This window comes from Thermopolyspora sp. NPDC052614, assembly GCF_040678635.1.
Taxonomy (GTDB): Bacteria; Actinomycetota; Actinomycetes; order Streptosporangiales; family Streptosporangiaceae; genus Thermopolyspora.
Genome location: NZ_JBFATZ010000002.1, coordinates 391176 through 405918, shown reverse-complemented (window position 1 = coordinate 405918; position 14743 = coordinate 391176). Strand labels below are relative to the sequence as shown.

At 71.1% G+C, this 14743-nt stretch carries 13 protein-coding genes; 3 read left to right on the top strand and 10 right to left on the bottom strand.

What is annotated here, in order from left to right:
- Positions 1–117: 117 nt before the first annotated feature.
- From AB0K60_RS05275 to AB0K60_RS05260, 4 genes are all read right to left on the bottom strand, one after another.
- Positions 118–1212 (bottom strand): PP2C family protein-serine/threonine phosphatase, encoded by a 1095-nt coding sequence (locus AB0K60_RS05275; RefSeq protein WP_364048818.1) that lies wholly within the window; start codon positions 1210–1212, stop codon positions 118–120.
- A gap of 350 nt (positions 1213–1562) precedes the next feature.
- Positions 1563–2045: an STAS domain-containing protein gene (locus AB0K60_RS05270; RefSeq protein WP_364048816.1), complete on the bottom strand. Its 483-nt coding sequence runs from the start codon at positions 2043–2045 to the stop codon at positions 1563–1565.
- Between the two features lie 385 nt (positions 2046–2430).
- On the bottom strand, positions 2431–3495 hold the full coding sequence (locus tag AB0K60_RS05265) for a glucosyl-3-phosphoglycerate synthase (protein WP_364048814.1): 1065 nt from the start codon (positions 3493–3495) through the stop codon (positions 2431–2433).
- Between the two features lie 129 nt (positions 3496–3624).
- A complete protein-coding gene (locus AB0K60_RS05260; protein WP_364048812.1) occupies positions 3625–4947 on the bottom strand; it encodes a hypothetical protein in 1323 nt (440 codons plus the stop codon).
- Positions 4948–5642: 695 nt separating this feature from the next.
- Between AB0K60_RS05260 and AB0K60_RS05255 the strand changes: the two genes are divergently transcribed.
- A complete protein-coding gene (locus AB0K60_RS05255) occupies positions 5643–6611 on the top strand; it encodes a magnesium transporter CorA family protein (RefSeq protein ID WP_364048810.1) in 969 nt (322 codons plus the stop codon).
- 122 nt (positions 6612–6733) lie between these two features.
- Here AB0K60_RS05255 and AB0K60_RS05250 read toward each other — a convergent pair whose 3' ends face one another.
- The 3 genes from AB0K60_RS05250 to AB0K60_RS05240 form a co-directional block, all read right to left on the bottom strand.
- Positions 6734–6931: a hypothetical protein gene (locus tag AB0K60_RS05250; RefSeq protein ID WP_364048808.1), complete on the bottom strand. Its 198-nt coding sequence runs from the start codon at positions 6929–6931 to the stop codon at positions 6734–6736.
- A 515-nt stretch (positions 6932–7446) separates the two neighbouring features.
- A complete protein-coding gene (locus AB0K60_RS05245; RefSeq protein WP_364048806.1) occupies positions 7447–8214 on the bottom strand; it encodes a hypothetical protein in 768 nt (255 codons plus the stop codon).
- A 299-nt stretch (positions 8215–8513) separates the two neighbouring features.
- The gene (locus tag AB0K60_RS05240; RefSeq protein WP_364048804.1) at positions 8514–8963 is read right to left on the bottom strand and encodes a type II toxin-antitoxin system PemK/MazF family toxin; all 450 of its coding nucleotides are present in this window, start codon (positions 8961–8963) and stop codon (positions 8514–8516) included.
- A 146-nt stretch (positions 8964–9109) separates the two neighbouring features.
- Here AB0K60_RS05240 and lpdA point away from each other — a divergent pair, with 146 nt between their 5' ends.
- Positions 9110–10510, top strand: coding sequence for a dihydrolipoyl dehydrogenase (gene lpdA / locus AB0K60_RS05235; RefSeq protein ID WP_364048802.1), 1401 nt, complete (start codon positions 9110–9112; stop codon positions 10508–10510).
- Positions 10511–10532: 22 nt separating this feature from the next.
- On the opposite strand, the gene AB0K60_RS05230 is transcribed toward lpdA, so the two are convergent.
- Both AB0K60_RS05230 and AB0K60_RS05225 read right to left on the bottom strand, forming a co-directional pair.
- On the bottom strand, positions 10533–11198 hold the full coding sequence (locus tag AB0K60_RS05230) for a dienelactone hydrolase family protein (RefSeq protein WP_364048801.1): 666 nt from the start codon (positions 11196–11198) through the stop codon (positions 10533–10535).
- A gap of 45 nt (positions 11199–11243) precedes the next feature.
- Positions 11244–11759 (bottom strand): nitroreductase family protein, encoded by a 516-nt coding sequence (locus tag AB0K60_RS05225; protein WP_364048799.1) that lies wholly within the window; start codon positions 11757–11759, stop codon positions 11244–11246.
- Positions 11760–12129: 370 nt separating this feature from the next.
- Between AB0K60_RS05225 and AB0K60_RS05220 the strand changes: the two genes are divergently transcribed.
- Entirely contained in the window at positions 12130–13761 is a 1632-nt protein-coding gene (locus AB0K60_RS05220; RefSeq protein ID WP_364049286.1) for a CocE/NonD family hydrolase, read from the top strand.
- 71 nt (positions 13762–13832) lie between these two features.
- Here AB0K60_RS05220 and AB0K60_RS05215 read toward each other — a convergent pair whose 3' ends face one another.
- Positions 13833–14717 (bottom strand): MerR family transcriptional regulator, encoded by an 885-nt coding sequence (locus tag AB0K60_RS05215; RefSeq protein ID WP_364048797.1) that lies wholly within the window; start codon positions 14715–14717, stop codon positions 13833–13835.
- Between the last annotated feature and the right edge of the window lie 26 nt (positions 14718–14743).

Sequence of the window (14743 nt, the reverse complement as noted above, 5' to 3'; positions counted from 1 at the left end):
AGGGGCCGCCCCACTGCGGGCAGGCGACGGCCCCGTCATTCAGCAACGTCACGCAGGAACGTCAACTCAGGAGATGCAATGGTCCCGGCCCGGTCGCTTTGCGACGTGACCGCCGGTTCAGCCGCTCTTGGTCTGACCGAGCACGGGATGCTCCCCGGTGTGGCGGTCGGAGTCGGGCCAGTGGAGCAGGAGCATCGCGGCGTCGTCGGCCAGGGGATTGCCGACGTGGCGGAGGAGGTCGGCGCGCAGAGCGTCAAGGGCCACCTGGGGTTCGTGCTCTCGAAGCATGGGCGCGCGTTCCGGCAGCGGGTAGAAGACGCCCCGGCGGTCCCGCGCCTCGATGACGCCGTCGGTGTACAGCAGCACCCGGTCGCCAGGCCCGAACGGGAGGTGGAACGGCTTGGGCACCTCCAACTGCAGGTCGGTCAGGCCCAGCGGAAGCGATTCCTCGGGAGGTTCGGCGAAAGCGCTGGTGCCGTCCCGGTAGAGCATCAACGGCGGCGGGTGGCCGCAGTTGAGGAACGAGATGCCGCCGTCGCCGGTCACCTCGGCGATGATCGCCGAGACGAACCGCTCGCCGTCGGTCAGGTGCCGGGCCAGCACCTGTTCCAGACGCGTCGCCACCCCTTGAAGATCGGCCTGGTCGTACGCCGCCTGCCGGAAGACGCCGACCACGAGGGCGGCCGTCTCCACCGCCTCCAGCCCTTTGCCCTGCACGTCGCCGACGATCACCCGCACCCCGTCCGGCGTGGTGACCACCTCGTACAGGTCGCCGCCGATACGGGCCTCGGCGGCGGCCGACGTGTAGGAGAGCGCCACGTCCAGGTCTCCCGCCCGCCTGGGCACGGGCCGCAGCAGCACGCGCTGGGCCGCCTCGGCGACGAGCTGGACGCTGGCGAGCTGCCGCTCACGCCGGATGCGTCCGGCGCTGGCGAGCATGCTGGCCACGGTGACACCGGCGATGGACAGGATGTTCAGATCGTTCCTGCTGGTCCATTCCATGTTGTTGAACGCGGCGAGCCCGACGCACAGGACCAGGGCGAGCAGCCCGATGAGCGCCGTCCGCCGGACCGTGCACGAGACACTGGCGAAAGCCGGGCCGAGGGACAGCAGGGGAAGATGCCCCACTCCCGGCCCCGTCCAGATGTCGACGAAGGCCACCGCCGCCATGACCGCGAACGGGAGCAGTTCCAGCAATCTCTGTGTCTTCACGCACGCCACCACGCCCGGGGCCGCTCCGGGAAGGGAGCTCGGCCACAGTGGATCTCACAACTCGCCTCTGACGCGTACACGTGCAGTTACTACCACATGTGACGAGATGCCACGGCGTCACTTCCTCCCATGCCTGGAGTCACACCCCGAGACCGACTCGCCTTGCGGCGTCTCACCGGACGGCGCGGTGGGACCCTTAGAGAGTACGTCGTCCGGCACGTGGTCCGATACAGGTCCGGTGCAGGTCCGATCCAGGTCCGGTGCAGGTCCGGTACAGGGTGGAAACGGGACCGGCACGGACCGCGACGCCATTCTCGGCGACGCCCGCCCTGCCTCCCCTCGGGGTGGAGTCACACGCCGGGCTTGCGGACCCCCTCGCCGGTGATCTGGTGGAACCGGCGCCGCAGGCCGGTCACCTGGAGCAGGCGACGCAGGCTGGAGGGCGGGTTGGCGAGGGTGAGGCTGCCGCAGTTCAGGGCGATCCTGTCGGCGGCCTTGACGAGGGCCTCCAGCCCGATCAGGTCGCAGAAGGGCACGCCGGTCAGGTCCACGGTGATGACGGCGCAGCCGTGCCCGCTCACCGACTCGAGCACCTCGAGGAGGGGCTCCGCCGTGACGAGGTCCAACTCGCCGTACACCTCGACGACGGGCGCCCCGTCGGGACCCACGCGGGTGATCGTGCGCAACGAAGTCGTCGACATCACCGTGCCGCGCCGGGACGACCGGCCCAGGGCCCGCAGGGGCGACGTCACGCTCTTGCCGTTGGTGCCATACGAGGAAGACAGGCCCTCGTCCCCGGAGGGGACGGGGAGACTCCCGTAGGTGGACTCCATATGTCACACGCCTTCTTCGTGGCGGAGGGGACCAAGGTTGATACAGACATCCAAACGCCCCCGCCCGTGGATGTCTTCTTGTTTTAGATGAACGCTCCGACAGTTTCGTTTATTCGGCCCTCCCACCAAGATCACGGCCATGGGACCGGCCCGGCGACCACGTGTCCCCCCTCGCCTCCGCCGCCGACTTGGGCGTGAACCGCCCGCAAGGCCAAGCCAGGGCGGCCTTGAGCAGGCATCGGACCCGGCCCGCCCGCGGCGCCCGCAGGGCGGCCCCCGCGGGCACGGCGGCACGCGGCGACATGATCGCCGTGATGAGAATCACATTGTCCGGTCGAACTGTATTCGGACTAACAGCAAGAAAACCGACGAAGGTATTCGCCGGTCAGGCGCGGTCGCCGGCGCCGGGAGCGACGTTCGCAAGATCGGCCAGGACGGCGGCCAGCGGCGGGCGTTCGGCGACGCTGACGTCGCTGACCCTGGCCCGGCCGTGCTGCTCCTTGTCGAACTGCAGCAGGGTGGCGTTGAGCGGCTCAGGCGTGACCACCCGGCCCTGGCGTTCGAGACGGGACCAGGCGGTGAGCATGATCTGCGCGGCCATGCGGCCGAGGGCGGGCGTGGACTGGTGGCTGTGCTCGCGGCTGCCCAGATCCACCTGGGTCATGGCATCGAGCCCCTCGGCGTCGAGCAGGTCGATGAGCAGGCCGAGCTCGACCCCGTACTCGGTGACGAACGGGACGCGCTCCAGCACCTCGCGGCGCGCGGCGTACTCGCCGGCCAGCGGCTGGACGAACCCGGCGAGCTCCGGCCAGTAGAGATTGATCAGCGGGCGCGCGACCAGTTCGGTCACCCGGCCGCCGTCGCCCCGGTGGGCCACCCCGTCGGGGGTGATCAGCGGACGCTCGTACCCGCCTTTGACGAACACCACTCCCGGGTCGGTGAGCAGCGGGCCGACCAGGCCGGTCACGAAATGCGCGGCGAAGTTGCGCAGGTCGGCGTCGATGAACACGATGATGTCGCCCTCGGCCGCGGCGAGTCCCTTCCACAGGGCCTCGCCCTTGCCGGACAGCGGCGGCAGTTCGGGCAGCACCGCGTCCTGGTGTACGACCCGGGCGCCCGCCGCGGCGGCCACCTGGGCGGTGTCGTCGGTGGAACGGGAGTCGACGACGAGGATCTCGTCGACGAGCGGCACGACCTCGACCAGCTCGGCGCGGATGGTGGCGACGATGTCGCCCACGGTGGCCTGCTCGTCACGGGCGGGCAGGACGACGCTGACCGTTGTGTCCCCCTTGGCCGCCACGAGTTCGGCCGCGGTCCAGTCGTCGGCGGACCGGCTGCGGCGCATCCAGTCGCGCACCCGCGACAGGGTCGCCGAGGACGAACCGTCCAGGTCGAGGTGGGGATACACCTGCAGCTCGTCATCCATCATGTCGGCCCCCTGAAATTCCATGAGAAAATCTTTAGCGGCCTGACATGCCCGGATACAACAGTAATAGACGTCCAAGAACGAAATTTATTGTTTCAGAGCGCTTTCGAGCGCGCGACGGCGACTGTGCGCGTCACGACATCCGCGACACGCCTAGCGGGCGCTCAGGACGTCCAGCGTGAGGGCGGCCGACCAGGCGAAATCCGCGCAGCCGTGCCCCTCCCAGGTGAAGGGGTCGAAGTACTCCCGGAACCCCGACTCGGCGGTCACCTGGACGATGCTCTCGGCCACCAGACCGGCCAGGGCCTCCCTCCGCTGGCGCAGGCCGTGCCACACCAGCCAGGCGGTGTTGATCCAGGCGGGCCCGCGCCAGTAGCGCGAGCGCTCGAACGCGGGGCCGCCGGGGGCGTAGCTCGGCGGCAGCCCGGCGTACAGCCCGAACCGCGTGATCGCGGTGTCGATCAGGCGATCGGCCACGTCGGCGGGCAGGTCGGGCAGGATCAGCGGGATCAGTCCGGCCACGCTGTCCACCAGCAGGGCCTTGCCGGTGAGCAGGTCGCGGGCGAGGAACAGGCCGCGCGCCGGATCGAACAGGTGGTCGATCATGGCGCGGGTGACGGCCTCGGCCTGCTCCAGGTGGGGGTACGGGTCGGCGCCGATCTCGGCCGCGATGTCGGCGAGAGCCGCCTCCGCCGCGCCGTACGCGGCGTTGATCAGAGGGTCGGCGACCACGAAGGCGTGCTCGTCGAGCAGCCGGTCGTCACGGTACCCGCCGTCGCGGTAGGCGGCGGCGAGCGCAGTGTAGCGCCGGTAGTCCAGGTCGGTCGGGCGCTCGTCCGCGCCGACGTGGGTGAGGTCGCGGCGCTTGTCCCGCAGCGGTCCGGCCGGCACGGCGGCGAGCGGCTCGTCCCAGGCCGGGCTGTTGTCCATGCCCGACTCCCACGGGTGGACGATCGCCAGCAGGCCGTCGCCGGCGGGGCGACGGCAGGTGCGCAGGTACTCCTGCTGCGCGACGAGGCGGGGATAGATCGCGCGCAGGAAGTCGCGGTCGGGGGCGGCCTGGTGGATCCGCCAGACCGCGAGGGCGTGCACCGGCGGCTGCACGATGCCGGACGTGCTCGCGGCCGGAGCCGCCGGGACCTCGTGCGAGCGCCAGAACCCGGGGCCGGGGAAGTACGCCTCGTCGGGGACCGACGGGCTGAAGACGATATGCGGCACCCGCCCGTCGCGCCACTGCGCCTCGAACAGCGTCAGCAGCTCGCGCCGGGCGCGGTCCGGCACCCAGCTCGCGTTGCCGATGGCGATGAAAGCCGAGTCCCAGCTCCACTGGTGCGGGTAGAGCGTGCGCGACGGGACGGTGTGGGTGCCCGCCCAGTTGGCGGCGAGAACGCGCATGGCCTCGCCGCGCAGCTCTTCGAGGTCGTGGACGAGGGGTAATTGAGGGCGGGGCGCCGGGGTCCGCAGTGGCGCTGTCACAGGACTTCTGCTTTCTTCATGACAAAAGTGACGGGTGTTCAGAGCAGCACTGACACACTTCAATGAGGGAACGTACAGAAGTGTATCCCCGATACTGCGTTAAGCGTGAACACCACCTAGAATCCACGATTCCGCCGTGCTAAACAAGGGTTTCCGGCGGAGTTCGACACGCCAACAACCCGGCGTTTCACCTGGTGAGAAAGGTTACGCCGCGGCCCGCGAGCATGATCGCGGGTGCGAGGACGATCAGTGACGGGCGTTACGGGATAAAAGGCGTTCGCCTATTGCGGAGAGCCGTTGGCGCGCTCGCCCGCGAGCGCGGAATCCGGCGTGGGATAGGCGACGAAGAACCGGTCCAGCCCCGATCAGGAGCCTGGCCCTGCACCACATCCCGGGCCGACCGGCGCGGCGACGCCGTGCGGGAGATGTTCAGGGTGCTGAGACCGGGCGGACGCCTGCTGATCGCCGACTACCGCCCGCCCGCCAATCCCCTGCTCGCATCCGCGACCGCGACTTCACCGCCGTCTCCCGCTACACGGCCCTCTGGAAACGGCCCTCGCCGACGCGGGGGTTGCAGGCCAACGCCGTCGCCGTCGGACAGGTCGGGCGAGTCATGATTCGGGTCGGCGTTGCGGCCCGCGCGCACAACGCGCAGTTCCCGCCGCGGCGCTGCGCGGCCCTACTCTTGACCCATCATGTCCCGCGCCCGCCTTTACCGGAACGGCGTCCTCGAAGCGGAGGGTTTCCCCGTCTCCGAGGTGTCCGAGCACGTCCGTGATCCGTCCGCCACCGTCTGGTTCGACCTGTGCGCGCCGTCCGAGGCCGAGCTGGCGGCGATCGGCGAGGCACTCGGCCTGCACCCGCTCTCCGTTGAGGACGTGCTGCAGGAGCAGCAGCGTCCCAAGCTCGACGTCTACGACAGCCACCTGTTCCTCACCGTGTACGCCCTGACGCTGGACGCGACCGGCACGCTGCGCCACTGCGAGGTGGACGTGTTCCTCACCGCCAACGCCATGGTCACGGTGCGGGAGAACGACCTGCTCGACATCGACGCGGTGACGCACCGCTGGGACGCGGCGCGGGAGCGGGCCGGTCAGGGCGTGGCCTTCCTGCTGCACGGGCTGCTCGACTACGTGGTGGACGGGCATCTCCAGGTGGCCGAGGAACTGGACGACCGCGTCGAGGAGCTGGAGGATCTGCTGTTCGACGACCGGCCGCAGGGCCATCATCTGCAGCGCCGTACCTTCGAGTTGCGCAAGACGATGCTTCGGCTGCGCCGTGTCACCAAACCCATGCGGGATCTGGTGGACGGCCTCGACAGGCGCGAACTCGGGATGATCGGCGCCGACATGGCCCCGTACTTCCGGGATGTATACGACCACGTGCTGCGGGTCAGCGAACTGAACGAGTCCATGCGGGAACTGCTCGGCAACGTCCGCGAGACCTACCTGACCCTGCAGGGCAACCGGATGAACGCCATCATGAAGAAGGTCACGAGCTGGGCGGCGATCATCGCCGTCCCGACCTCGATCACCGGCTTTTTCGGCCAGAACGTGCCCTTCTTCGGCTACGGCCTGCCCAGCGGGCTCTGGATCTCCGTCCTTCTCATGGTGGTCACCTCCGTTTCGCTCTACGTCGTCTTCCGTAAATGGGATTGGCTCTAGCGACGCCGCATCCGCCGACGCGCTCGTGCCCACAGGACGCCCCACGATGGGGCGCACGCCGTGCCGGGCGGGCGATGGCGCCGCGCCCGGCTCCTTCGCGCCCGGATACCTGCTACCTGGCGCTACCTGGCGGCGTTGAACGCCGCCGCCACGCCTCCGGCGATCACCGTCGTGAGCACCACGATGATCACGAGGGCCGATAGGGGACGTCGTCGCTCCGGCCGCGGCTTCATTTCCAGCGCCCGGAACATCGGCGGCGTCGGCGAGGCCGACGGGCGAGGCGTCTTGGCGGGACGTGACCGGTGCGGCGGACGCCGCACCGTCTCTTCCTGTGGCAGCGCCGCCGCGGGTGGGGCGCTACGGGGTGGCGCTGGCCTGGGGACCTCGGGCTTCGGGGTGGTGGGCCTGGGCGCGGGAGGCGGCGGAGCGACCGGTACCGGGCGAGGGGACGGCTGGGGAGGCGGAGGCGACGGGGTCGGGGCCGGCTGACGGCAGACACCGATCTCGACGGTGGCCGCCAGCCCCGCGACAGGCCCCACATCGAGGCAGACCGCCACCCGCAGGCCGATCGGCAGCAGGTCGGTTCCCACCGACGGCGCGGATTCCACCGGCGGCCGACGGAGGTCGATCGACACCTCGGATCGGACCGGCGGCCGGGGGAGGTCGATCGACACCTCGGATCGGACCGACGCCCCGGTGCCGGGCACGGGATCGGCCATGGCGACGCCCACTGCCGCCGGGCACGACAGGGCACACAGACCGGCGCACAGACCGACGATCGCGATCAGCGGAGACCGCGACGCCGGGGGGCGCGGTCCGCACCGGGGAGCCATGATCACCGGCCTCCGGATATCCGCTGCAGCTCCGTGAGCGCCGACGTGAACGCGTCCGGCCCGACGGCCAGTCCGCCGTCGAACACGCTGACGATGTCGAAGACCATGTAGACGCCGATGCCGAGCAGCGCCGCCATGACCACCAGCGGCACCACCGCCGGCCCGCGCGGTCGCGCACCCGCCATGAACGGAAATACCGTGACCACCACTCCGGTCAGGACCGTCATGGCGAGCAGCGCCGCGGGCGGTCGCGCCTTCGCGTCGGCCTCACGCACCCGGCGCGCTTCGGCCACGCCGCGCACCTGTTCCAGGACGGCGCCCTTGGCCTCCTGCTCGTCGGTGTCCTCGGTCTTGAAGGCGGCGACCTGCGTACGCAGCCGGTCGATGCGCGCCCCGCCTTCGGGGTCGAGCTCCCCCTTCACCATCAGCGGCCAGTCCCGGTTCAGCACGAACCGCACGTACTCCCGCAGTTCGGACTGGACCTGGGGGCCGAGGGGCGCGGGCAGCCGGGCGGCCGCCCAGTGCGCCTCCACCACCGCCTGGCCCTCGGTGTAGGTGTTCTGCCGGGCGACGTCGGCGGCCGTCCACGGCACCACGATCGCGATGGCGAAGGAGAGCAGGAACAGCGCCGACAACATCGCGCCGGCGTGCCCGGCGGTCGCGCCCGAGGGCTCGTGGTCTTCGGTGCCGAGGCCGCGCCTGCGGTACACCAGCGCGGCGATCGCCACGACTCCGGCCGCCGCGAGCGCGGCGAGGATGCTTGCCACCATGAGGCCCTCCTGGCTTGCGTTTGACCGGGGTCCCTGCGACTTTGCCGATCACAGTGCGCTCAATGACTATCACACAACGTCACCATTACGCTTACTCGACACAACAAAGTCGTGACCCCAGGCGAACGAGCTCCGCCGGCGGCCTGACGGCCGATCCCTATCGGCCGATGTGCGCGCGTATGCACGTGGCGGTGGCGAACCGCCGGGAGACGGGCGGATGGTCGCAGGGCGTCCCGTCCCCGGGCGATCCCCGGCCTATCCGTCGCCCTCCCGTCGCCCTCCCGTCGCCTACCCGTTGCCTATCCGTCGGCGGCCCAACCGTGCAGGCGCCGCAGGACGGCGGCGACCCGCAGGAACCTCGCGCGGTCCAGGACGGCCCCCTCGCGGCGGATGTCGTCCTCGTCCAGTTCGTAGACGCGGTCCAGTCGCAGGTAGGAGACCCGGCCCTGCCGGTCCCAGGGGCCGGAGCCGAGTTCCAGCCAGTCCTGTGCGTCGCGCGGATCGTCGCCGCCCCGGCTGGACAGCATCAGGCCGAGCAGTCGGCGCCGGTGACGGCCGACGAGCAGCAGCGGCCGGTCCTTGCCGCGATCCGGGTCCTCCTCGTAGGGCACCCAGGCCCAGACGATCTCCCCCGGATCCGCCAGGCCGTCCAGATCGGGCGCGTACTCGATGGTCGCCGCCCGCGCGATCGTGTACACCTGCCGCACCCCGCCCCGCACCGGCCGGGGATCCTCACCAAGGTCACGCATGGTCGGCAAGCCTAGGACCCCCGCGAGGACGGCCACCAGTCCGCCCGGCCCCCGCCCGGCCCCCGCTCGGCCCCCGCCCGGCCACGGTTGCCCGGCGGGCGGACCCGGCGCGAATTCCGCCCCCGGTTCCGCATAGGGTTTGCCCTATGAGTGGACACTTCGACGTCGTGGTGGTAGGCGCTGGACCGGGCGGATACGTCGCCGCGATCAGGGCGGCGCAGCTCGGGTTGAGTACGGCGATCGTCGAGGAGCGCTACTGGGGCGGCGTGTGCCTGAACGTGGGCTGCATCCCCTCCAAGGCTCTGCTGCGCAATGCCGAACTCGCGCACCTGCTCACGCACGAGGCGAAGACGTTCGGCATCCAGGTCGACGGTCAGATCTCCTTCGACTACCAGGCGGCCTTCGAACGCAGCCGCAAGGTCGCCGACGGGCGCGCCAAGGGCGTGCGCTTCCTGATGAAGAAGAACAAGATCACCGAGTACGAGGGGCGGGCGCACTTCGTCGATCCGCACACCCTGCGGGTCACGGGAGCCGACGGGAGCACCCAGAACGTGACGTTCAACTCGGCGATCATCGCGACGGGCGCCGAGACGCGGCTGCTTCCCGGCACGTCGCTGAGCGAGCGGGTCGTGACGTACGAGGAGCAGATCCTCACCGACAAGCTGCCCGGCAGCATCGTGATCGCCGGCGCGGGCGCGATCGGCGTGGAGTTCGGCTACGTGCTCAACAGCTACGGCGTCGACGTGACGATCGTGGAGTTCCTCGACCGCATCGTCCCGCTTGAGGACGCCGAGGTCTCGGCCGAGCTGGCCCGCCGCTACCGGCGGCTCGGCATCGACGTGCTGACCTCCACCAAGGTCGAGTCGATCGACGACTCCGGCGAGAAGGTGAAGGTCACCGTCTCCGGCAAGGACGGCCAGAAGGTGCTTGAGGCCGACAAGGTGATGCAGGCGATCGGCTTCAAGCCGCGCGTCGAGGGCTACGGCCTGGAGAACACCGGCGTACGGCTCACCGACCGGGGCGCGATCGACGTCGACGGCTTCTGCCGTACCAGCGTGCCGCACATCTTCGCGATCGGGGACGTGACCGCCAAGCTGATGCTCGCCCACACGGCCGAGGCGATGGGCGTCATCGCGGCCGAGACGATCGGCGGCGCGGAGACGATGGAGCTCGACTACGTCATGATCCCGCGGGCGACGTACTGCCAGCCGCAGATCGCCAGCTTCGGGTACACCGAGGCGCAGGCCCGCGAGCAGGGCTACGACGTGAAGGTGGCCAAGTTCCCCTTCACCGCGAACGGCAAGGCGCACGGCCTGGGCGACACGGTCGGCTTCGTCAAGATCATCAGCGACGACAAGTACGGCGAGCTGCTCGGCGCGCACATGATCGGCCCGGACGTCACCGAGCTGCTGCCCGAGCTCACCCTGGCGCAGAAGTGGGACCTGACCGTGCACGAGGTGGCCCGCAACGTGCACGCGCACCCGACCCTCAGCGAGGCGATCCAGGAGGCGATCCACGGCCTCGCCGGCCACATGATCAACATGTGAGCCCGTCCCGGGCGGCTCGGGCTCAGTCCGGGCCGCGCCGGGGCAGGTAGTCGCGGAACCAGTGGGCGGCCAGCTCGGCGACGCGTTCCAGCGTGCCCGGCTCCTCGAACAGGTGGCTGGCGCCCGGCACCACGACCACCTCGTGCGGGCCGTTCAGGCGGCCGGCGGCGCTCCGGTTGAGGTCCACCACGACCTCGTCCCGGCCGCCGACGATCAACAGGACGGGCGCGCGGACCCGGGGCAGCGCGTCGGGCGCGAGGTCGGGCCTGCCGCCGCGGGAGACGACGGCGCGGACCAGGTCGGGCCGGGCCGCCGCCGCCGCGAGCGCCCCGGCGGCCCCGGTGCTCGCGCCGAACAGGCCGAGCGGGAGGCCCGCGGTGCGGGGCTGGTTGGCGAGCCGGTCCAGGGCGTCCACCAACCGCCCGGTGAGCAGGCCGATGTCGAAGCGCAGCTCGCCCGTCCAGGCGTCGCGGGCCTCCTCCGCCTCGGTGAGCAGGTCGAGCAGGAGGGTGCCGAACCCCTCCTGGTTGAGCCGGGCCGCGACGGCCTGGTTGCGCGGGCTGTGCCGTGAGCTTCCGCTGCCGTGGGCGAACAGGACCATGCCGCGCGCCTCCGGCGGCAGGGCCAGGTCACCGTGAACCTCGGCGCCTCCCAGGGCGATTCTGATCGTCTCGATGGTCGCCTTCACCCTTGCCTCCTCTCCGGTGCCGCCTCTCCGGTGCCGTCCGCATGCTCACCACTTCCCCCTGTGCACGACGTCGTCGAAGGCCCTGCGGTCCGGCCGCCTGATGGGCTTCAGCGGGCGGTCGGCGGGATAGCCGAGGACCACCAGGTAGGCGCAGATCCGGTTGTCGGGCAGGCCGAGCACCCGGCGCGCCAGCGCCTGGTCGGCGACCGTCGAGTGGCCGCTGCCGATGCCCAGGTCGGCCGCGGCGAGCATCATCGCCATCGTCGCCTGGCCGAGGTCGTAGTTCGCCCGGTCCCTGGTCAGATCGTCCACGGGCTCGCGGGTCACCAGGGCCACCGTGGCGGCCGATCGGGCGACGTGGCCGCCGCCCTGCCACACCTTCGCGAGGTCGGCGAGCTGCGCACGGTCGGTGACGACGACGAACTCCCACGGCTGCCAGTTGCGTGAGGACGGGGCCCGCCGTCCCGCCTCCAGGATGCGGTCGAGATGCTCGGGCGGGATCGGCCGTTCGTCGTACTGCCTGACGTCCCGGCGGGACCGGATGACGTCCCATGTCTCCATGCGCGCGCCGTACCCGACCATTCTCCCGCAAAACCGACATATGGCGCATTGCCGCCTCCTCCCGCTTAATCGTCGACCGTGCGGCGCTCGCGTCGGTCCCGGCCCGGCGCGCGGCCTGTGAGCGGTGGCGGTCGCCGCCGTGGCAGGCGAATGACGGGAGGTTACGCGCGGTTCGGCATACACCCACGTACTGGCCTATTCCGGGGAAATCACGTCTTGTGGGACGCTGTGAGGGCCTGTGGTACATGCGGGTCCGTGCCGGGGGATTTACACACGGCCCGTACGGCACCACGGGTACGTCGTCGGACGGCGGGGTGACCGTCCACGGCGTCGTCAGGGGGCGACGAACTGTGAGGTGAGTGCTTTGAGCATGATCACCTGGCTGATCGCGCGGGGGCTTGGTCTTCCTCCGGCGGTCACCCGCGTGAACGTGCACCGCGATCTGTCGGTGCCGATGCCCGACGGAGTCGACCTGCTCGCCGATCTGCACGTGCCGCGCCGCGTGTCCGGCGCGCCGACCGTGCTGATCCGGACCCCATACGGCAGGCGGGGCCCGTCCGCCCTGCTCCACGCGAGGATGCTGGCCGAGCGCGGCTTTCAGGTCGTGCTGCAGAGCGTGCGCGGCACGGCCGGCAGCGGCGGCACGCTCGACCCGTTCGCGCAGGAGCGGGCGGACGGCCTGGCCACGATCGAGTGGATCGAACGGCAGCCGTGGTTCCACGGCAACCTGCTGCTGTTCGGGGCGAGCTACCTCGGCTACACCCAGTGGGCGGTCGCCGCCGACGCCGGTGAGCGGGTCGCGGCCATGCACGTCACGATGTCCTCGGCGGGGTTCCGGGAGCAGATCTACCCGGGCGGCTCCTTCGCGCTTGAGGCGACGCTGTCGTGGACGGCGATGATGACCCGGCAGACCGGGCGCCCGCTGCGCGACGCGCTGGCGGGGCTGCGTCCGGACCGGCGGCTCGCGGCGGCGCTGCGCCGCCTGCCGCTCGCCGAGGCGGACCTGGTGGCGACCGGACGGCAGGTTCCCTACTTCCAGGAGTGGCTGGAGCACGGCAAACCCGGCGATCCGTACTGGACCGTGGAGCGCGACCACGACGCGCGACTGGCGGAGGTGACCGCGCCGGTGTCGATGGTCGCCGGGTGGCACGACGTCTTCCTGCCGTGGCAGCTCGCGGACTTCCAGGCGCTGGCCGCGGCGGGGCGGGAGCCGTACATCGTGATCGGGCCGTGGACGCACGGCGACCCCAGGGCCGCGGGCGTGGCCGTGCGCGAGGCGATCACCTGGTTCACCGCGCAGGTCAAGGGCGACCGCGACGCGGTGCGGGGCGGGCCGGTGCGCCTGTACGTGCAGCGCACCGGCGAGTGGCGCGACTACGACGCGTGGCCGCCGCCCGGGGCGACGCCGACGCCCTGGTACCTGCATCCGCACGGCGGCCTGTCCACCGAGCCGCCCGACGTCTCGTCGCTGACCCGGTTCCGCTACGACCCCGCCGACCCGACGCCGTCGCTGGGCGGGCCGCTGCTCGGGCCTCGGGCCGGACGGTACGACAACCGCGACCTCGAATCGCGCCCCGACGTGCTGGTCTTCACCGGCGAGCCGCTGCCCGAGCCGATGGACGTGATCGGGCCGGTCCGGGCGGTGCTCCACGTGCGGTCGGGGAACGATCACGCCGACATGTTCGTACGGCTCTGCGACGTGGAGCCGTCGGGACGTTCCATGAACGTGTGCGACGGCATCCAGCGCGTCATCCCCGAGCGTTTCCCCGCCGACGCGGACGGCGTCCGCGCGGTGACCGTGGAGTTGTGGCCCACGGCCTACCGGTTCGCGGCCGGGCATCGCGTCCGGGTGCAGGTCTCCGGGGGCGCCCATCCCCGGTTCGCCCGCAATCCGGGCACGGGCGAGCCGCTGGGCGCGGCGACGCGCCTGGTCACCTCGGCCAGGGAGGTGTTCCACGACCCGGCGCGGCCGTCCGCGGTGATCCTTCCCGTCATGCGCTGACCGACTCCGGGGCGCGAGGTCCCGCGGGCCCCGCGGGCTCCTCGTATCCGCGGAGGGTTCCGCCGGGCCGTTCAGAACGTCGCCGCCCGGGCCGCCTGCTCGATCCACGCGTACGCCTGCCCCGGGCGGGGGTCGTACTCGATATCCCGGACGATCGCGACGAGCCGCCACAGGCGTTCGCCGCGCGAGTCGTGCTCGTCGAACATGCGGACCGCCTGCTCGCGGGTCTGTCCCAGCAGGGCCAGGACGCGTTCGAGGACGGGTCTCGCCTCGGGCGAATCGGGCGGGATGCCCTCCTCGACGGCGGCGAGCCCCACCTCCATGACCGTGTTGATGATCTCGTGGTAGGCCGCCATGTCGCGGAGCCCCGCCCAGAAGCCGTCGCTCTGCTCGCGCAGCCGCCGCCGGAAGTCGTCGTCGGCGAGCAGTTCGGCCAGCTCCAGCCAGGCGTCGAGCTGGGCGGTCGTGGGCTCGGCGGGGAGTTCGGGAAGCATGTGCTCGCGCATCGCCGCCAGCCACTCGTGCCGCGGCCGGATGTCGCCGCCCACGTCGTCGATGAACGTGTCGAGCAGGGCGGCCATCTCGGCGCCGCCGAGTTTGCCGAGTGCGTGCAGTCGGCGCAGGTCCTCCTCGGCGGGGGCGTCCTTGTCGAGGGTGACGCGCAGGACCGCCCTGGTCCGCTGGAGCGCGGTGATCTGCGTCTCGACCGCGCGCAGGTGCAGGGCCAGGACCTCCTTGAGGTCGCGGTGGCCGAGGGAGCGGATGGTGGCGAGGTCGATGCCGATCTCGCGCAGCGTACGGACGAGTTCCAGGTGGACGCGGTGCTCGTCGGTGTAGCGCCGGTAGCCGGAGGAGGTGCGGCTCGGAGCGGGCAGCACGCCGGTGTCGGAGTAGAAACGGATGGTTTTCACCGGTATGCCGGTGAGCTCGGCCAACTCACCGATCGAATAATCCATTTGAGTCTCCAGTTACGGGAGACTTT